This is a genomic window from Nocardia yamanashiensis, assembly GCF_021183565.1.
Taxonomy (GTDB): Bacteria; Actinomycetota; Actinomycetes; order Mycobacteriales; family Mycobacteriaceae; genus Nocardia; species Nocardia yamanashiensis.
The window spans coordinates 6,789,286-6,807,992 of record NZ_CP089226.1 but is presented as its reverse complement, the minus strand read 5'-3'; the positions used below and the strand labels follow the sequence as shown (position 1 = coordinate 6,807,992).

Sequence of the window (18,707 nt, the reverse complement as noted above, 5' to 3'; positions counted from 1 at the left end):
AGCCATATCGTGACCTGCATCGCGAGCTTACGGGATCAGACGATCCGGATCAGGATCTCGGAATGCCCGGCGCGGATGACATCCCCGTCGGCCAGCTGCCAATCCTGGACGGGCGACCCGTTGACCAGCGTGCCATTGGTCGAACCGAGGTCCGAGAGCATCGCGGTCTGGCCGTCCCAGCGAACTTCGATGTGCCGCCGGGAAACTCCGGTGTCGGGCAGGCGGAAGTGCGCGTCCTGACCGCGACCGATGATGTTGGAACCTTCGCGCAACTGGTAGGTGCGGCCCGAGCCGTCGTCCAGCTGCAGGGTGGCCGAGTAGCTGGAGCCGCCGCGCGCGGGCGCGTAGCCGCCGCCCTGCTGGCCGTAACCCGGCTGCTGTCCGTACCCCTGATCGTCGGCGTAACCGCCCTGCTCGGGGTACTGACCGCCGTAGCCGCCCTGCTGGCCGTAGCCCTGCTGGTCGCCGTAACCCTGGTCGTACCCGGGCTGCTGCTGGCCGTAGCCCGGCTGCTGTCCGTAACCCGGGTCGGCGTAGCCCTGCTGATCGGCGTAACCCTGCTGGCCGTAGCCCTGCTGGTCGGCGTAGCCCTGGTCGTACCCGGGCTGGCCGTAGCCGGGCTGCTGCTCGTAACCCTGCTGGCCGTAGCCGGGCTGCTGCCCGTACGCCTGCTGGTCGCCGTAGCCGCCCTGCTGGCCGTAGCCCTGATCGGCGTAACCACCCTGCTGGCCGCCGCCGTAACCGGCGCCGCCCTGCTGGTTGTAGTCGTAACCGTTCTGGTAGTCGCTGTAGCCCTGTTGCTCCGAGCCGCCGTAGCCGCCCTGCTCCGGGTACTGCGAGCCGCCACGGCCGTATTGGTCGTAGCCCTGCTGCTGTCCACGGCTCGCCGGCGGCGGCGCGTACCCGCGGTTTCGGGGATCGGACTCCGCGGGCTCACGGCTTGGGTCGTAGCCTGAGTTCTGCGTCATGGGGCCAGCTCCTGGTTGCGGGTCGGTTCGTTGTGGGCGTTCAGGTCTGCGTGCCGGGCTTGCCCTGCCGGCTGCGTCGGGGTCGACGCGACCGCGTGTCCTGAACTGTCCGGTGTGCAGCGTAGGTGATGCCTCGAACTCCACGTGCACTTCGCCGTAGGTCTGCCACCCTTGGTCGCGGATGTAGTCCTGTAGATGTTTGGCGAAAGCGCGGATGGCGAGGTCGTGATCAGCCTGTCCGTCACCCTGGACGAGCTTGCCCAGATCCGACTCGTTGACCGTGATCACATAGCTGTTCGGGGCCAGGAGATGACCGCCGCCGAGATCTTCGATGTGGTCGGCGGCTTCGCGCTGCAAGGCCGCTTCGACCTCCGCGGCGACCACACTGCCGCCGAACACCCGGGCGAAGACGTCACCCACGGCACCCTGGAGGCGACGTTCGAATCGCGAAACGATACCCATCGCCCCTCCTCTCGGGTCTCGACGCTCCCTATGTGAGCGTGCGTCGTGTCGTGGTGGTGGTGTGACGCCGTGGATCGCGCGGTGTTGTGCTCAGTGTGCCCCCGGAACACCGACACGCGAACGTGGCGTGTCGCCGTAGGGACACGGTGATTGCATGATATCCACGATCGTCCACACCTGTAACTCTTGAAGACCGCTCCGGGTTCCCGGGGTGCGATCCACTGCTCGCACCGTCGATAACCAGGCGATTTCGTTTTGGTGGATACCCCGTGATACGTTTCTTAAGTCGCTCGGGCGAGTGGCGGAATGGCAGACGCGCTGGCTTCAGGTGCCAGTGTCCGTAAGGACGTGGGGGTTCAAGTCCCCCTTCGCCCACAAGACAGAAGACCCGGTCCTTTCGGACCGGGTCTTCTGTCGTTTCCGGGAACGTTCCGAGGGCCCGGCCGGGCGGGTCCGCTGAGTGGGACTGCGCGCCAAGCGGTTTCCGATGCGAAACCGCAGGTGAAACCTTTTGTGACGAGGATCTCAGGGGCGCTGCCGAACCTGCCGGGAAGGCGGTTGCCGAAGGTCCCGGAAGCGGTCTCGGCGGGGTGAAAATTGATTGCCGGAAGGTATCGGGTGGGGTATGCGCCCGATTTTCATCCAGTTATGCCTGATGCGAGTTTAGGCAAATCTAGGTTAAACAAACTTCGAGTTTGTTTGGCTGTCGGCGACCGCTAGGCAAAGGTCGCCAGCTGGGGCGAAACGCCAGTTGAACGCGGGTTGAACCGATCATGGACGGCAATCTCGCGAGTTTTCGGCAAACCGTCCGGCAGGGGTCTGGACGAGTTCCGTGCAAGGGGTCGAAACGGGCGCTCGAATACTGCCGAGCGGAAGGTTTTCAGAGCTTCCGCAGACCGCCCGCAAAGCGGATGCCGACAATTAGCGATCGTGGCGTGTTGCCCACGGGGACGGCGTGTTTCGCCTGGTCGCGTTATACGCCCGGGCGGCAAGTCGGAGGTTGCGTAGCCATAACGATTGTGTAGAGTCGTCGGCAACGCTGGCCGCAGCTGAGCCGGACTCGCTGCGGCCAGTGGAAATCAAATCCCGGGTTGCCGGTGACTACGAAGTCGCCCCTACCGCAACCACTTCCGGGTGCCCCTGCGCCGAGTAACTCGGCATGTGCTCCACCGCTTCCCCGGCCGCCTCGGCCTCCTGATCCAGCACCACCCGCCGGCCGTGACCGAACACATAGGCCAGGAAAGCGATCTCGGCGAGCGCGCCGATCCCGATCCGCACCGCCGTCGGCAATCCGCTGGGCGTCACGAAGCCCTCGATGAAACCCGACACCAGCAGCACCAGCACCAGGCCCAGCGCGATCACCGCGGTGGCCCGCCCCTGCCGGGCCATCGCCTGCGGCCGGGATTCGCGGCCCGGATCGATCAGCGTCCAGCCCAGCTTCAGGCCCGCGCCGCCGGCCACGAAAATGGCGGTCAGCTCCAGCATTCCGTGCGGCAGGATGAAACCGAAGAAGGCGTCCAGGCGTCCGGCCTCGGCCATCAGCCCGCCGCTCACGCCCACGCTCATCGCGTTCATGAACAGCACGTAGAGCGCGGGCAGGATGAGCACGCCGGTGAAGAGGGCGGCCGCGGCCACCCCCGCATTGTTGGTCCACACCTTGGCGGCGAACGCGTCGTGCGGATGTTCGGAGTAGTAGTTCTCGAACTCGCCGCCGGGCCGGGTCAGCGCGGTGTTGTCGGCATCGATGCCCAGATGTCTGCGCGCCGACTCGGATACGGCCACCCACCAGCCCATCGCCGTCGATGTGAGCAGGAACACCGCCGCCACCGACACCCACCACGGCCACGAGCGATACAGCGCCGCCGGGAACCGCACGGTGAAGAACCGGCCGATCTCGGCGGCCGTGTCCACCCGCGCGCCCAGTACCCGGCCGCGCGCCCGGGTCAGCACCACCGACAGTCCCGCGATCAGATCCGGATCCGCCGACCGCGCCTGCAAACCGGCCAGCTGTTGCGAGGCGAGGCGATACAACCGCACCAGTTCGTCGGCCTCCGCGCCGGACAGGCGCTTACGCCGGGTCGCCAGCAGCTGGAGTCGGTCCCAGGCCGGTTTGTGCACGAACGTGTACGCGTCCAGATCCATAGGGTGCCCTCCTGCGCTACAGCTGAAAGAATGCTAGCCAGGTAATCCGACAAGTTCACGGGACGAACCAGCATGGCGCTTTTCACCACCGGCGAGGCCGTCGCCGTCGAGCTGCCGATCGCGCGCATCCCGACCCGGGGCGCGGCGTTCCTGCTCGACGCGCTGACGCAGTTGATCGGCGGGTTCCTCCTGGTGCTGCTCACCCAGGGACTACTGGAATGGTGGGGCGCCGACGACGCGTGGCGCAGCGCGGCCGGGGTGGTGTGCGTGGCCTTCGCGCTGATCGGATATCCGGCCGTCTTCGAAACCCTGTCCAGCGGAAGGTCGCTCGGCAAGATGGCGTTCGGCCTGCGCGTGGTGCGCTCGGACGGCGGGCCCGTCGATTTCCGCCACGCCATCACCCGCGCGCTGTCCGGTCTCGTCGACTTCTGGCTGCTGGGCACCGGACTGGTCGCCATCGTCACCTCGCTGTGCTCCCCGAACGCCCGCCGCGTGGGTGACGCGCTCGCGGGCACGGTCGTCGTGCACGAGCGCAGCCGCATTCCGTTCGCCGCGCTGGCCGCCCCGCCGCCGTGGCTGGCGGGCTGGGCGCGCTCGCTGGATCTCTCCGGCCTGCCCGACGATCTCGCACTCGCCGTGCGCCGCTACCTGATTCGCTTTCCCACCCTGACCCCCGCGGCCCAGGACCACCTGGGCCGCACCCTGGTCCTCACCGTCTGCGCGCGCCTGCGGGTGCCGCCGCCGAACGGCTATCCGCCCCTGCACATCCTGGGCGCGGTGCTCGCCGAACGGCAGCGCCGGGCCCTCCCGGTCCCGCAGTACCTCCCGGCCCCGCCCATTCGATTCCCCCAGCGCGTGGCCTGATCCTCGGACCCGAAGGCACCCCCCCACAAAGGGGAGCGCCGGCTCAGAGCGCGCCGGTTTGCTTGAGTTCCAGGTACTCGTCGGCGAGGGCGCCCGGCAGCTGGTCCGGCGCGGCCGCGATCACGCGGACGCCGATGCGGCGCAAGGTTTCCCGGGCCACCGCGTGCTCGGCGATGATGTTCTCCGCCGCGGCGGCGTTGTAGAGGTCGTCGAGCCCGGAGCGCCGGGTGGCGGCGGCCGCCACCTCCGGATCGGTGACGGAGACGACCAGCACGCGGTGCCGGTCGGTGAGCACCGGGAGGACCGGCATCAGCCCTTCGGTCACGATCGCGGCATCCAGGTGCGTGAACCACACCACCAGGCTGCGCCGGCGGGCGCGTTGCAGAGTGGCGCGCAGCAGACCGCGATAGTCGGTGTCCACCAGTTCCGGGGTGATCCCGGCCAGCGCGTGCATGAGCTTGAGCTGCAGGCGTTTTCCGCCGATGCCGCGCACCTCGGTGCGGACCCGGCGGTCGTAGGCCAGCAGATCCACCGAATCGCCGCCCGCCGCCGCCAGCCCGCCGAGCAGCAGCGCCGCTTCGATGGTGGCGTCCAGGCGGGTGCCGTCGCCGACCCGGCCCGCGCTCACCCGGCCGGTATCCATCAGCATGACCACGTGCCGATTGCGTTCCGGCCGCCAGGTGCGCACCAGCACGTCCTTGGCGCGCGCGGTGGCCCGCCAGTCGATGGTGCGGACGTCGTCCCCGGCCACATACTCACGGAAGGAATCGAATTCGGTGCCCTGCCCGCGCAGGATGGTGGTGTTGCGGCCCTCCAGGTGCTGCAACTGCTTCACCTTGGATGCCAGCAGTTTCTCGCTGCGGAACGGCGGCAGTGCGCGCAGCCGGGCGGGAACGTCCCGGCGCACCTGACGGCCCGCCATGCCCAGCGGGCCGAACAGCCGCACCGTCACCGGTCCCGCCACCCGGTCGCCGCGATAGGCGGGGGTGAGTTCGGTGTGCAGCCGGATCTTGCTGTTGGGCGGCAGCCGCAGCCGATGGGCGCGTCGATCGGCGTGCGCGCTGGCGGGCCAGTCGTCCCACAGCCGCCCGCGCAGGCCCCGCGTGCCGGTATTGACCGCGACCAGTTCCACTTCGATGCTGCGGCCCGAGCGCACGGTGGTGATCGGTTCGCGCGAGAACTCCAGCGCGGCGGGCGATCCCATCGCCGCCAGATCGACCAGTACCAGCAGCGCCAGCAGGGCCGTCCCCGCCGCCACCCCGATCCAGGACGGCAGCACCAGGGTGACGAGCAGGGCCACGACGGCGGCGGTGAGCGCCAGCCGGCCGGTGACGACCACGGTCTAGACCGGAACGGGGACGGACAGCAGCAGCGACGCCATCACGCCCTCGGCGGTCACGCCCTCCACCTCGTGCTCGGGCTTGAGGTGCAGCCGATGCCGGAGCACCGCCGTCGCAACGGCTTTCACATCGTCGGGGGTGACGTAGCCGCGTCCGTTCAACCAGGCGAAGGCGCGCGCGGCGGCCATCAGCGCGGTCGCGCCGCGGGTGGACGCACCGTGCGCGACGGCGGGGGAGGTGCGGGTGGCGCGGCACAGATCCACGATGTAGGCCAGCACTTCCGGGCTCAGCGTCACCTGGGCGACGGCGGCGCGGGCGACGGCCAGATGCGCCGCGTTCGCCACCGGGCGCAGGCCGGCCCCGGCCAGATCGCGCGGATCGAAACCGGCGGCATGGCGTTGCAGAATGCGGAATTCGTCGTCGCGGCCGGGCAATTGGATATCGACCTTGAACAGGAACCGGTCCAGCTGCGCCTCCGGCAGCGGATAGGTGCCCTCCTGCTCGATCGGGTTCTGGGTGGCGATCACCACGAACGGATCCGGCAGCGGCTGCGGCACGCCGTCCACCGAAACCTGCCGCTCCTCCATGGATTCCAGCAGCGAGGACTGGGTCTTCGGGGGCGTGCGGTTGATCTCGTCGGCCAGCAGCAGATTGGTGAACACCGGTCCGCGCCGGAAGGTGAACTCGGCCGAATGCGGATCGTAGATCTGCGAACCGGTGACATCGCCGGGCATCAGGTCCGGGGTGAACTGGATGCGCGCGTGCTCCAGATCCAGAGCCTCGGCCAGCGCGCGCACCAGCAGCGTCTTGGCCACGCCCGGAACGCCTTCCAGCAGCACGTGCCCACGGCACAGCAGCGCCAGCACCAGGTACATGACGGCGTGGTCGTTGCCGACGACCGCCTTGCCGATCTCCCCGCGCAACGCCAGCAGCGCCTGTTGCGCCTGCTGGGTGGTGGGGGAGTGGTTGGTGTCCAGCTTTTCGGTGTTCAGCTTGTCCAGGGGCTGAGACTGGGTCACAAGACCTCCGCTTCGATCCATTCGAGTTGTGCGGCCACGAGTTCCAGCGTGGCCCGGTCGGCGACCGGGTCGTAGAGAGCGGCGCGGACCGAACCGGGGTCCGCGCCGGTGCGACCGGCGATGGCGGCGACCACCAGTTCCGGTGGGGCGTCGGCGGTCACGTGCAGCGCGGGCCGCAGGCGGCGCAGCGCGGCCGCCCGCAGTTTCGCCGCCACATGATCGTGATCGCGGGATTTGCGATACAGCCCGGCCTGCCCGGTCAGCAATTCGTTGGCGGGCGCCTCCACCGGACGGGGTTCGCCGACCACCGCGCCGCGTCGCCGGCCGCGCCAGCAGATGACGATCACCCAGACCAGCAGCCACTGGGTGCCGCCGAAAGCCAGCCAGCCGGGCAGGCTTTCGAAGATGGAATCGTCGCCCTCGCCGAAATCCGGGTCGATATCGGGCTGGTCCGGGGTCTCCGGTTTGGGCGGCGGCGTCGTCGGCTTGTCGGGGACATCCGGGGCGCTCATGTGCATGAGCGCGTAGATGAAAAGGAACAGCAGCAGCGCGCCGAGGATGGCCGCCCAGAAACGCCAATCCCGCAGCAGCGCGGGCCATTCGACGGGCTCGCGGTCGCCTTTGCCCTTGCGGGCCGGGCGGCGCTTGCGGGCCTTGCGTTTCTCCGCGCCGACCTCGACCGGTTCGGACTTCGGCGGCGGCGCGATCGAGAACCGGTCGGCGTGCTCCAAGCGCCGGTACTCGGCCTCGGTGGCGGGGCGTCCGCCGTAGACGATCTCGTCGAAACTGTGTGCCACCGGCTGCAATTCGACCGCCTCGGCGGGCATGGCGGTGGTCGCGGCGCGGGCGGTCTCCTGCGCCGTCCGGCCCGGTTCCACCTCGAGTACGCCGCGCTGCTCGAGTCCGCGCGAGACGGCCCGATAGCGTTCCCGCAGCGCGACACCGAATTCGGCGCGCTGGGCGGCGGCCTCGGCGGCGGCCAGATGCGCGGCGGCGGGACCGAGCGCGGGCGGTGGGGGCGTCGGGGCGGCGAACTGGCCGGGGGGAGTAGTCGGTTCGGTCACCGGGCGCCCTCCACCGGTACGGCGATATCCCAGCCCTCGCGGCGGCAGCGGCGGTCGACATAACCGACCACCCGGGTCGCCGACTCGACCACTTCGCCGAACGCGAGCACGCACATGGCCAGGCAGATCAAAACGACGGTGACCGACCAGCGATGGGTGCCGAAGATGCCGGACAGGAAACCCCACAGCGTGAAGATCGGGAGCGCGATCACCAGCGCCAGCAGGAAGCGGTGATAGAGCCAGATGCCGACGGTCTGCCATTCCGACCCGGCGGCAAGCAGTTTCGCGCGGGCGGCGGCGCGGCGGTAGGCGGCCGATTCCTCGAAGATGACGACCACGGTGGTGAAGCGCCGCCCGCGCAACCAGGCCAGCCAGATGACGGCCATCGGGAAGGTGACCATGAGCGGGGCGCCGAGCGTCAGCACGCCGAGGGCGACCAGGGTGAACACGATCGAATAGGCGAACAGCGGACCCGCCTGCGCGGCAAGCCGATTCAGCGCCTCGCGCCAGGTGAGCGGCGGTTGACCGTGCACCGCGGCCAGCACGATCGGCACCGTCACGCCGCGCACGAACATCCGCATGGCCCAGGCGCACAACAGCCCGGCGAGCAGCGCGCCCCAGAAGGTTCCGGCATCGGACTCGTCGGTGGCGGCGGCGACCAGCACGGTCACGCCGATGGTGAGCAACGCGGCCACCGTGGCGGCGACACCGGCCAACGCCAGCAGCGTCTTGAGCCGCGTCTGGATCAACCCGAACGGCAGGTCCAGCAGTTCGCGGAGCTGCAATGGACGGAACGGCACCGGCGCGGGATCTGCGATCGGTTCCCCCACCGAGCCGGTCGGCGGACCGACAGAGTCGGCGGCGGCTGGCAACACGCCGCCGAGTCTAGCTTGACCAGCCCATTCAGGCGCTCGTTGTTTTCGGGGGCGTCAGGAGTCGCGGGCGAGCAGGCGCGCGACGACCTGCTTGTACAACTCCGGGTCGATGGGCGGCAGGCCGATGAGAGCGCGCAGGTAGACGCCGTCGCCGACCAATTGCACGATCTCGGCCTGGACCGGGTCCGGGATCTCGCGGTCCAGCGGCGCGCGCCAGGACGCCAGGATTTCGGTGAAGGCGCGATCGGTCTCGGCGTGCCCGGTGTCCTGCGACCCGTCGATGGTGCGCATGGCCGCGAGCATCGAGCGATACAGCGCGAGTTCGACGGCGTCGGCATTGTCGTCCGGATGCGGGGCCTGGAGATACCACTCGGCCACCGAACGCCCTTGTTCCTGGGCGGTTTTCACCTGATCGTCGGCGCGTTCGCCGACCCGGCGCAGCAGTCCCGCCAGCAGCGCGTCCTTGCTCTTGAAGTGATAGAGCAGGCCGCCCTTCGACACCCCGGCCTTGGCGGCCACGTTCTCCAGCGTCACCTGGGACATGCCTTTGTCGAGCAGCAGGTTCTCGAGCGCGTCGAGGATCTTCTCCCGGGTCGTCGTCACATCTCGGAACTGTACCGCCAGCGGTCAGCTGTACCGTCCGGACGGTTAATTGTGTTACTGTACCGTCTGGACGGTTCAACTCTGAGAAAGAAAGTCGATGACCACCCAACCCACCGCCCGGTCCGGAACCACGACCCCGGCGGACACCCACGCACCTACCGCCCCGCACCGCCCCGCCAACCTCGCCGCCGCACCCAAGGCGCGCCCGCGGGATTGGGCCGGACTCGGCGTGCTCGCGCTCGCGCTTCTCCTTATTTCTGTGGACGCCACCGTGCTCGATCTGGCGGTCCCGTCCATCACCGCCGATCTCGCGCCCACCACGCCGCAGCTGCTGTGGATCATCGACGTGTACTCGTTCGTGCTGGCCGGTCTGCTGGTCACCATGGGCACGCTCGGCGATCGCATCGGGCGGCGGAAGTTGTTGCTGATCGGCGCGATCGGGTTCGCGGTCGCCTCGGCGCTGGCCGCCTGGGCGATCAGTCCGGCCATGCTCATCGCGGCCCGCGTGCTGCAGGGTGTCGCGGGTGCGACGCTCATGCCTGCCACCCTCGGCCTGATTCGGTCGATGTTCCGGAACGCGCGCCAGCGCACCCTCGCCATCTCGGTGTGGGGCGCGATGGCGGCCTCGGGTGCGGCGTTCGGTCCGCTGCTCGGCGGCTGGATGCTGGAGCACTTCTGGTGGGGCTCCGTGTTTTTGGTGAACCTGCCGGTCATGGCCGTGCTGGTGCTGGCGGCTCCGCTGCTGGTGCCGGAATCGCGGGACCCGAGTCCGGGCCGTTTCGACCTGACCAGCGCGGCGCTGTCCATGCTGGCGCTGATCCCGATCGTGTACGCGGTCAAGGAGTTCGCGGCCCACGGCCCGAGCCTGAACCTGCTCGTCGCGGCGAGCGTCGGCGTGGTGTCCGGTTACGTGTTCATCCGCCGTCAGCAGGGTCTGGCGGCGCCGCTCATCGACCTGGACCTGTTCCGGCTGCCGCAGTTCCGGGCCGCCGTGTTCACCAACCTGCTGTCGGTGTTCGCGCTGGCCGGCGTGCTGTTCTTCGGTTCGCAGTACCTGCAGCTGGTGCTCGGTAAGTCGCCGCTGGAAGCCGGCCTGCTGTTGATCCCCGGCACCATCGGTTCGATGGTCGGCGCGCTGGTGGCGGCCTGGTTGGTGCGCTGGTGGCGTCCGGCCACCGTGCTCGCGGGTTCCCTGGTGACGGTGGCGACGGGCGCGACGCTCTACTGGCTGCTGCCCACGGATCCGTCCGGTTCGGTGACCCCGTTCATCGTCGGCTTCCTGCTCATCGGCCTCGGTGAGGGTGTGGCGCTGACGGTTTCGTCCGACATGATCGTGAGCACCGCCCCCGAAGCGCGGGCCGGCAATGCCGCCGCCATCTCGGAAACCGCCATGGAAATGGGCATCGCCCTGGGCGTCGCAGTCCTCGGCAGCGCCGTCATGGCCGCCTTCCGCAACGGCCTCGACCTGACCCATGTCCCGTCCGACCGGGTAGACGCCGCTCGCGAATCCCTAGGCGGCGCGGTCGAAACCGCCAAGGGCCTGTCCCAGCCCGCATCCGGTGAACTGCTGAACTCGGCCCACTCGGCCTTCGTCAGCGGCATCCACCTGGCGGCCACCGGCACCACCCTGATCCTCCTGATCACGGCAGTGGTCGCCTACCGCGCCGCAACCAAGCGCCATCCCGCAGCCTGATCCAGAGCCCGGTTGACCGCCGGCCTTGTCGAGCGGCACCGTGCCCTGGTGTGCCCTGGTGTGCCCTGGTCCGGCGGTGGCCTGGCCCCTGATGTGGCCTCTCCCCGGGCGGCGGCACACCCCTTTCGGTTCGGGGTTTCAGGGGCTTGCCCCTGAGGATCCCAGGAGTGGGAGCTCCCACGGGCGCGCTGTGAAAAAGGCTGTGGCCCGCATGTTTCCGTGTTCTACGTGAAACATTGCGGGCCACGGTCGTTGCGGGCTAGTCCTTCTTGCCGGGCGGGAGTTCGCGTGGGCCGCGGTATTCCAGTTCCGGGTTGTTGCGGCCGGCGAGGGCGTCCTGCTGCGGGGTGGGCGGGAGGGGGTAACCGGGTTCGACCACCTGGCCGGGCTGGAGCTGGCCGTAGGCGGGGTACTGCTGGTACGGCTGGTTGACCGTGGCCGCCATGCGCTCGGCGTAGACGTGCTGGGGGGAGCCGGGCGGCAGCTGGTAGCCGTACTGCTGTTGCGGAACGTATTGCGGCTGCGGCGCGTACACCTGCTGTTGCGGGGCCGCCGAATCCTGGGAGTCGACGGTCACCTTGCGGGTGCGGCGCAGTGTGAAGGTGATTTCCTCGGCTTCCTCGAACGCCTGGCGCACGGTGCGCAGCGGATGCGTCGCAGTATCGATGGCATTGGCCACGAAGGACGGCACCAGCGGCCGGATCCAGCGGGCGGCGGTATCGGTGAACGGCACGGTGCCGATGATCGGGAGTTCCAGTCCGCCACCCTTGTTCGCGGGGGCGGGAGCGGGGCTCACCGGCACGGCCGGGACGAGGGCTCCGCCGGGCTGCGCCGGGGCCAGCATGCCGGGGGCGAGCTGGGCGGGCAGGTTCGGCGTGTGTGTCACGATCCCCTCCTGGGACACGGAGCTTTCCTTTCGGTCTCCGGCCGACGTTCCGGCCGGTAGTTCATGCTGTGCGGCCCGGTCGAATTCGGCCACGGCGCGCTGGGCGGGCTCGGTGATGCCGATCTCGAAATTGCCGATGGCGGCGATGATGCGGCGGCGCTGCTGTTCCCGGTCGATGGCGGTATCGGCGTGCGCGGCCAACTTGGCTGCCGTGAGCTGTTGTTCGGCGCGCAGCGCCTCGGTCTCGACCCGCACCTCGGCCTGCTTGAGCGCGATGGCCGCGGTGGTGGCCTGGTCGATGCGGTCGGTCTCGGTGCGGACCTCGATCTCGCGATCGAACGAGGTCTCACCGCGCCACCGGCGCAGCAGCAGCGGCAGCAGGGCCAGCGTGATCAGCAGCAGCGCGACGCCGAGGCGCAGCACGGCCGGCCCGAAATGGCCTGTGGTGTAGTCGTTCATGGCGACCCAGCGGGCGCCGAGCCCGCGATCGCCGGCGGTGTAGGCGTCGGCGCGCGCGGTGGCGAGCGCCTTCTCCTTGTCCTTGACGTTGGTGTCGAGCCCATCGACCTTGCCCTGCAAACCGGACAGCCGGGTGCGGGCTTCGTCGAGCATCTGGTTGGCGGTGCGCTCCTCGGGCCCGCGTCCCGGCACATTGGTGATCGGCACCTGCGCGCAGTTGCCGGCCGGGTTGTATTCGCAGCGCGCGATCACCAGCGCGGTGTCGACGTCGTTCTGCGCCTTGGTGATCTGCTGTTCCAGGCTGCTCTTGTCGCCGCGCGCTTGGTCCAGCGCGGTGCGCGCGTTCGTCACCACCGGCGCGGATTCGACTCCGCGCTGGGCGGTTTCGTCCAGCACCCGGTTCACGCTGCCGCCGAACAGTACGGTGCAGGCCAATTCGGCGATCAGCAGTCCCGCGCCCACCGCGACGGCGATGCGCCCCGCGAATTCGGCTCGCGCCCGGCGGTTTCCATCGCGCGCGGGGGTGGCGGCGGTGGCCAGCGCCCGCGCTACCGCCCCCATCAGCACCGCCACCAGCAGCGCCGCGCCGATGACGGCGATCAACGGCCAGTCCGCGGCCCCCGTGGCGATGGCGGTGACCGTGCCGGAAACGACCGCGAACAGGGCCACTACCGCGCCGCTCACCGTATAACCGGCCCGATCGTGAGGCTTCAACAGTTGTGTCTGCGCCCCGCCCAGCCACACCAGCAGCGCCGTGAAAACGCTCATGGGAGCTCACATCCCTCTAAGTCCCAGGCTGATTCGGTCTCTTAACCGTCATTGATTCGTTGTCCCAGCGTGACAGGCGAGGATGAATTCCATCGCCTGTGGCGGCTGGGATGTGGCCAGGCTCACATCAGCTTGTTTCCGGCACGTGACGTGGCTTTGATCACGCCCGCACCGGGGCGAATACCTGCGAAAACAGTGACTCGAGCCATAGTCACTGTTTGCTGATCGTGTGCTCGAGTCCACAACCAGGAAAGATTCCGTACGGTCGGCAGGTTGCCTGGGCACGTCGCCCGGACCGCCGGCGCACCCGCCCGAAGTGTCCGGAGAAATAGCCCGCCTCTGCCCGGTTTGCCGGAACCCCTTGCGGGGAAATCTGTTTCATTGCAGGTGAGAGGCCCTACCGGAGCTGCGTCGGGTAGGTCTCGGAAGCCGAGTCCCCGCGTTCGCTTCAGTGGTGCAGTCAACTGAGGGACCATCGCCGGCCTGCTTTACACTGGAGAACGCGCAGGTAGTGGAGGATCGATGAAGAAGCCCAGCTAGGCACGATTATTAGTGCGACCTAAGTTGGTTGGGCTCGAGTCCTGACTTATCGTTTGCTCTTACGCCGAACGCGACAAGTTCGGCAATTCTCCCCATAAGGCGGGCACCCGATCGGTGCCCAGACTAACGGTGGAGAACGGCACGGCAGGTAGCCAGCACGTAAGGGCTGAGTTACCGCCGAGCACCCGACTACGTACGTGAACCGAAGCGGGTGGACAACTGGAGAGTTGACTGCACGGGAAGGCCATCAGCGCGGCTGGTCTCCGAAACGTCCGGGCGCAGTCTAGACGGAGGCATTCGACGGCGGCCGCATTCATGTGGCCACAAAAAACCGAAGGCCTGTTTTTTGTGAAGGCAGAGGCATGACGCAACTTCCTGGCCACAGGTCCCCTGGACCCCGCGGGCTTTATGACCCGGCGAACGAACACGACGCCTGTGGTGTCGCATTCGTCGTCGACATGCACGGCCGTCGCAGCCGCGACATCGTCGACAAGGCCATCACGGCCCTGCTGAACCTGGAGCACCGTGGTGCCGCCGGTGCCGAGCCGAACTCCGGCGACGGCGCGGGCATCCTGATCCAGCTCCCGGACAAGTTCTTCCGTGCAGTGGTCGACTTCGATCTTCCCGCCGAGGGCTCCTACGCCACCGGTATCGCCTTCCTGCCGCAGGCTCGCCGCGAGGCCGCCCGCGCCGGTTACGGCGTGGAGAAGATCGTTCGCGAAGAGGGTCTCGAGGTCCTCGGGTGGCGCGAAGTTCCCATCGACGGTTCGTCGCTGGGCGCTCTCTCCCGCGACGCGATGCCGACCTTCCGGCAGATCTTCATCGCCTCGCCCAAGGACGCGGCCGAGCAGCTCTCCGGCATGGACCTGGAGCGGCGCGCCTACGTCATCCGCAAGCGCATCGAGCACGAGCTCGGCAAGCAGGGTGCCGGTGAGGGCAGCGTCGGCAAGGAATCGGTCTACTTCCCGAGCCTTTCCGGTGAGACCTTCGTCTACAAGGGCATGTTCACCACCCCGCAGCTGCGCGCCTTCTACCTGGACCTCCAGGACGATCGCGTGGAGTCGGCGCTGGGCATCGTGCACTCCCGCTTCTCCACCAACACCTTCCCGTCGTGGCCGCTGGCGCACCCCTTCCGGCGCGTCGCCCACAACGGCGAGATCAACACCGTCTCCGGCAACGAGAACTGGATGCGGGCGCGCGAGGCGCTGCTGAACTCCGATGTGTTCGGCACCGACTCCGAGGGCAACAACCGCCTGGAGAAGATCTTCCCCGTCTGTACCCCGGGGGCTTCGGACACCGCTCGTTTCGACGAGGTCCTGGAGCTCCTGCACCTGGGCGGCCGCAGCCTGCCGCACGCGGTGCTCATGATGATCCCCGAGGCGTGGGAACGGCACGAGTCCATGGACCCGGCCCAGCGCGCCTTCTACCGCTACCACTCCTTCTTGATGGAGCCGTGGGACGGCCCGGCCTCGGTGTGCTTCACCGACGGCCGCTACGTCGGCGCGGTGCTGGACCGCAACGGTCTGCGCCCCGGCCGCATCTGGGTCACCGAGGACGGCCTGGTCGTGATGGCCTCCGAGGTCGGCGTCCTGGACATCGACCCGGCCACCGTGGTCCAGAAGACCCGCCTCAAGCCCGGCCGCATGTTCCTGGTGGACACCGAGCAGGGCCGCATCATCTCCGATGACGAGGTCAAGTCGGCGCTCGCCAACGAGCACCCGTACCAGGAGTGGCTGGACAACGGCCCGACCAAGCTGTCGGACCTGCCGGATCGCCCGCACGTGCACATGTCGCACGATCGCGTGCTGATCCGCCAGCAGATCTTCGGGTACAGCACCGAAGAGCTCAACATCCTGATGTCGCCGATGGCGCAGACCGGTGGCGAGGCGCTCGGCTCCATGGGCACCGACACCCCGATCGCGGTGCTGTCGTCGCGTCCGCGCCTGCTGTTCGACTACTTCTCGCAGCTGTTCGCGCAGGTCACCAACCCGCCGCTGGACGCCATCCGCGAAGAGGTCGTCACCTCGCTGCGCAGCATGGTCGGCCCCGAGGCCGATCTGCTGAACCCGGGACCGGAGTCCTGCGGTCAGATCACCCTGACCCAGCCGATCCTGGACAACGACGAGCTGTCCAAGCTGGTCCACATCAACGACGACGGCTCGCACCCGGGCCTGCGTTCGGTGGTCGTGCACGGCCTGTACCCCGTCAAGAAGGGCGGCAAGGGGCTGCGCAAGGCCATTGCCGCTGTGCAGCAGCAGGTTTCGGCCGCCATCGACGGTGGCGCGCGCATCATCATCCTGTCCGACCGCGAGTCCAACGAGAAGCTGGCGCCGATCCCGTCGCTGCTGCTCACCGCCGCCGTGCACCACCACCTGGTGCGCGAGCGCACCCGGACCAAGGTCGGCCTGGTGGTGGAGGCCGGTGACGCCCGCGAGGTGCACCACATGGCCCTGCTGATCGGCTTCGGCGCGGCCGCCATCAACCCCTACATGGCCTTCGAGTCGATCGAGGACATGCTGGAGCGTGGCGCGCTGCAGATGCCCGGCAGCACCGGCGATCTCGCGGCCGACTACAAGAAGGCCGTCTACAACTACAACAAGGCCGCCGGCAAGGGCGTGCTGAAGGTGATGTCCAAGATGGGCATCTCCACCATCGCCTCCTACCGCGGCGCGCAGCTGTTCCAGGTCGTCGGCCTGGGTCAGGAGCTGGTGGACGAGTACTTCACCGGCCTGCGCTCGCCGCTGGACGGCATCGGCCTGGACGACATCGCGGGCGAGGTGGCCGAGCGCCACAAGGTCGCGTTCCTGGAGAACCGCAACGAGCGCGCGCACCGCGAGCTCGAGGTCGGCGGCGAGTACCAGTGGCGTCGTGAGGGCGAGTACCACCTGTTCAACCCGGACACGGTGTTCAAGCTGCAGCACGCGACCCGCTCGGGTCAGTACTCGATCTTCAAGGAGTACACCAAGCTGGTCGACGACCAGTCCGAGCGCCTGGCCTCGCTGCGCGGCCTGTTCAAGTTCAAGTCCAAGGGCCGCAACCCGATTCCGATCGAAGAGGTCGAACCGGCCTCGGAGATCGTGAAGCGGTTCTCGACCGGCGCCATGTCCTACGGCTCGATCTCGGCCGAGGCGCACGAGACCCTCGCGGTCGCGATGAACCGCCTGGGCGGTCGCTCGAACTCCGGTGAGGGCGGCGAGCACCCGGCGCGCTTCGAGCCGGAGGAGAACGGCGACTGGCGGCGCAGTGCGATCAAGCAGGTTGCTTCCGGCCGCTTCGGCGTGACCGCGCACTACCTGACCAACTGCACCGATATCCAGATCAAGATGGCGCAGGGCGCGAAGCCCGGCGAGGGCGGCCAGCTGCCGGCGCACAAGGTGTACCCGTGGGTCGCCGAGGTCCGGCACTCCACCCCGGGCGTCGGCCTGATCTCCCCGCCGCCGCACCACGACATCTACTCGATCGAGGATCTGGCGCAGCTGATCCACGACCTGAAGAACGCGAACCCGCAGGCGCGGATTCACGTGAAGCTGGTCGCGGAGCCCGGCGTCGGCACCGTCGCCGCGGGTGTGTCGAAGGCGCACGCGGACGTCGTGCTCATCTCGGGCCACGACGGCGGCACCGGCGCTTCGCCGCTGACCTCGCTCAAGCACGCGGGCGGCCCCTGGGAGCTCGGCCTGGCCGAGACCCAGCAGACCCTGCTGCTCAACGGCCTGCGCGACCGCATCGTGGTGCAGGTGGACGGTCAGATGAAGACCGGCCGCGACGTCATGATCGCCGCGCTGCTCGGCGCGGAGGAGTACGGCTTCGCCACCGCGCCGCTGGTGGTCTCGGGCTGCATCATGATGCGCGTCTGCCATCTCGACACCTGCCCCGTGGGCGTCGCGACCCAGAACCCGGTGCTGCGTGAGCGTTTCACCGGTAAGCCGGAGTTCGTCGAGAACTTCATGCTGTTCATCGCCGAAGAGGTGCGTGAGCTGCTGGCTTCGCTGGGTCTGCGCACGCTGGACGAGGCCATCGGCCGGGTCGACCTGCTCGACACCGCCGAGGCCAAGGCGCACTGGAAGGCCAGCAAGCTGGACCTGTCGCCGATCCTCGACGATGTCGAGACGGCGTTCATGTTCCAGGATCGCCGCGCCACCAAGACGCAGGACCACGGTCTGGACAAGGCCCTCGACAACGAGCTGATCGCGCAGGCCGCGGACGCGCTCGAGCGGGGCAAGCCGGTCAAGATCGACACCAAGATCACCAACGTGAACCGCACCGTCGGCACCATGCTCGGCCACGAAGTGACCAAGCTGTACGGCGGCGTCGGCCTGCCCGACGACACCATCGACATCACGTTCACCGGTTCCGCCGGTAACTCGTTCGGTGCGTTCGTCCCGGCCGGCATCACGCTGCGGGTCTTCGGCGACGCCAACGACTATGTCGGCAAGGGTCTTTCCGGTGGCCGCATCATCGTGCGCCCGGCGCAGTCCGCGCCCGAGGCGTACGTGGCGGAGCAGAACATCATCGCGGGCAACGTGATCCTGTTCGGCGCCACCAGCGGCCAGGCCTTCATCCGCGGTGTCGCGGGCGAGCGCTTCTCGGTGCGCAACTCGGGTGCGACCGCGGTCGTCGAGGGTGTGGGCGACCACGCCTGCGAGTACATGACCGGTGGCCGCGTGGTCATCCTCGGTGAGACCGGCCGCAACTTCGGTGCGGGTATGTCCGGCGGTATCGCGTTCGTCTACAACCCGAACGGGACCTTCGAGAAGAACCTCAACACCGAGCTGGTCGATCTCGAGGCGCTGTCGGCCGACGAGGCCGCGTGGCTGCGCGACACCATCGGCCAGCACAAGGCCGAGACCGGTTCCGCTGTGGCCGAACGCATTCTGGGCGACTGGTCGCAGGAGGTGACCAAGTTCGTCAAGGTCATGCCGCGCGACTACAAGAAGGTCCTGCTCGCCATCTCCGAGGCCGAGAAGGCCGGCCGGAATGTGGACGAGGCCATCATGGAGGCCGCTCGTGGCTGACATGAACCTGTT

11 protein-coding genes and 1 tRNA gene are annotated in these 18,707 nt (G+C 68.5%); 4 read left to right on the top strand and 8 right to left on the bottom strand.

Features of this window, described 5'->3' with window-relative positions:
* Window positions 1–35: 35 nt before the first annotated feature.
* On the bottom strand, window positions 36–1,430 hold the full coding sequence (locus LTV02_RS31375; protein WP_233035342.1) for a DUF3662 and FHA domain-containing protein: 1,395 nt from the start codon (window positions 1,428–1,430) through the stop codon (window positions 36–38).
* Window positions 1,431–1,722: 292 nt separating this feature from the next.
* Between LTV02_RS31375 and LTV02_RS31370 the strand changes: the two genes are divergently transcribed.
* A tRNA-Leu gene (locus LTV02_RS31370) sits at window positions 1,723–1,805 on the top strand.
* 726 nt (window positions 1,806–2,531) lie between these two features.
* Here the strand turns inward: LTV02_RS31370 and LTV02_RS31365 are convergent.
* Complete coding sequence (locus LTV02_RS31365) at window positions 2,532–3,572, bottom strand: stage II sporulation protein M (protein WP_233035341.1); 1,041 nt, start codon at window positions 3,570–3,572, stop codon at window positions 2,532–2,534.
* A 72-nt stretch (window positions 3,573–3,644) separates the two neighbouring features.
* Between LTV02_RS31365 and LTV02_RS31360 the strand changes: the two genes are divergently transcribed.
* Window positions 3,645–4,436: an RDD family protein gene (locus LTV02_RS31360; protein ID WP_233035340.1), complete on the top strand. Its 792-nt coding sequence runs from the start codon at window positions 3,645–3,647 to the stop codon at window positions 4,434–4,436.
* A gap of 43 nt (window positions 4,437–4,479) precedes the next feature.
* Here LTV02_RS31360 and LTV02_RS31355 read toward each other — a convergent pair whose 3' ends face one another.
* From LTV02_RS31355 to LTV02_RS31335, 5 genes are read right to left on the bottom strand one after another with little or no spacing between them, the layout of a single operon-like run.
* The gene (locus LTV02_RS31355; RefSeq protein WP_233035339.1) at window positions 4,480–5,775 is read right to left on the bottom strand and encodes a DUF58 domain-containing protein; all 1,296 of its coding nucleotides are present in this window, start codon (window positions 5,773–5,775) and stop codon (window positions 4,480–4,482) included.
* A gap of 3 nt (window positions 5,776–5,778) precedes the next feature.
* Window positions 5,779–6,753, bottom strand: coding sequence for an AAA family ATPase (locus LTV02_RS31350; RefSeq protein WP_267888444.1), 975 nt, complete (start codon window positions 6,751–6,753; stop codon window positions 5,779–5,781).
* 38 nt (window positions 6,754–6,791) lie between these two features.
* A complete protein-coding gene (locus LTV02_RS31345; protein ID WP_233035338.1) occupies window positions 6,792–7,859 on the bottom strand; it encodes a DUF4129 domain-containing protein in 1,068 nt (355 codons plus the stop codon).
* Complete coding sequence (locus tag LTV02_RS31340) at window positions 7,856–8,734, bottom strand: hypothetical protein (RefSeq protein ID WP_233035337.1); 879 nt, start codon at window positions 8,732–8,734, stop codon at window positions 7,856–7,858. Before LTV02_RS31340 ends, LTV02_RS31345 begins: the two co-directional genes overlap by 4 nt.
* Before the next feature lie 54 nt (window positions 8,735–8,788).
* Window positions 8,789–9,277 carry a TetR/AcrR family transcriptional regulator gene (locus LTV02_RS31335; protein WP_084535326.1) on the bottom strand — a complete coding sequence of 163 codons (489 nt, stop codon included), beginning with the start codon at window positions 9,275–9,277 and terminating at the stop codon, window positions 8,789–8,791.
* Between the two features lie 157 nt (window positions 9,278–9,434).
* On the opposite strand from LTV02_RS31335, the gene LTV02_RS31330 reads away from it, so the two are divergent.
* Entirely contained in the window at window positions 9,435–11,030 is a 1,596-nt protein-coding gene (locus LTV02_RS31330; protein WP_233035336.1) for an MFS transporter, read from the top strand.
* Window positions 11,031–11,289: 259 nt separating this feature from the next.
* On the opposite strand, the gene LTV02_RS31325 is transcribed toward LTV02_RS31330, so the two are convergent.
* A complete protein-coding gene (locus LTV02_RS31325) occupies window positions 11,290–13,143 on the bottom strand; it encodes a DUF4407 domain-containing protein (protein WP_233035335.1) in 1,854 nt (617 codons plus the stop codon).
* 902 nt (window positions 13,144–14,045) lie between these two features.
* Here LTV02_RS31325 and gltB point away from each other — a divergent pair.
* Entirely contained in the window at window positions 14,046–18,695 is a 4,650-nt protein-coding gene (gene gltB / locus LTV02_RS31320) for a glutamate synthase large subunit (RefSeq protein WP_233035334.1), read from the top strand.
* Window positions 18,696–18,707 lie beyond the last annotated feature (12 nt).

Coding starts and splice junctions, on each gene's coding strand:
- LTV02_RS31330 (WP_233035336.1), top strand. CDS start 9,435: ATGACCACCCAACCCACCGCCCGGTCCGGAACCACGACCCCGGCGGAC.
- LTV02_RS31375 (WP_233035342.1), bottom strand. CDS start 1,430: ATGGGTATCGTTTCGCGATTCGAACGTCGCCTCCAGGGTGCCGTGGGT.
- LTV02_RS31360 (WP_233035340.1), top strand. CDS start 3,645: ATGGCGCTTTTCACCACCGGCGAGGCCGTCGCCGTCGAGCTGCCGATC.
- LTV02_RS31365 (WP_233035341.1), bottom strand. CDS start 3,572: ATGGATCTGGACGCGTACACGTTCGTGCACAAACCGGCCTGGGACCGA.
- gltB (WP_233035334.1), top strand. CDS start 14,046: ATGACGCAACTTCCTGGCCACAGGTCCCCTGGACCCCGCGGGCTTTAT.
- LTV02_RS31335 (WP_084535326.1), bottom strand. CDS start 9,277: ATGTCCCAGGTGACGCTGGAGAACGTGGCCGCCAAGGCCGGGGTGTCG.
- LTV02_RS31325 (WP_233035335.1), bottom strand. CDS start 13,143: ATGAGCGTTTTCACGGCGCTGCTGGTGTGGCTGGGCGGGGCGCAGACA.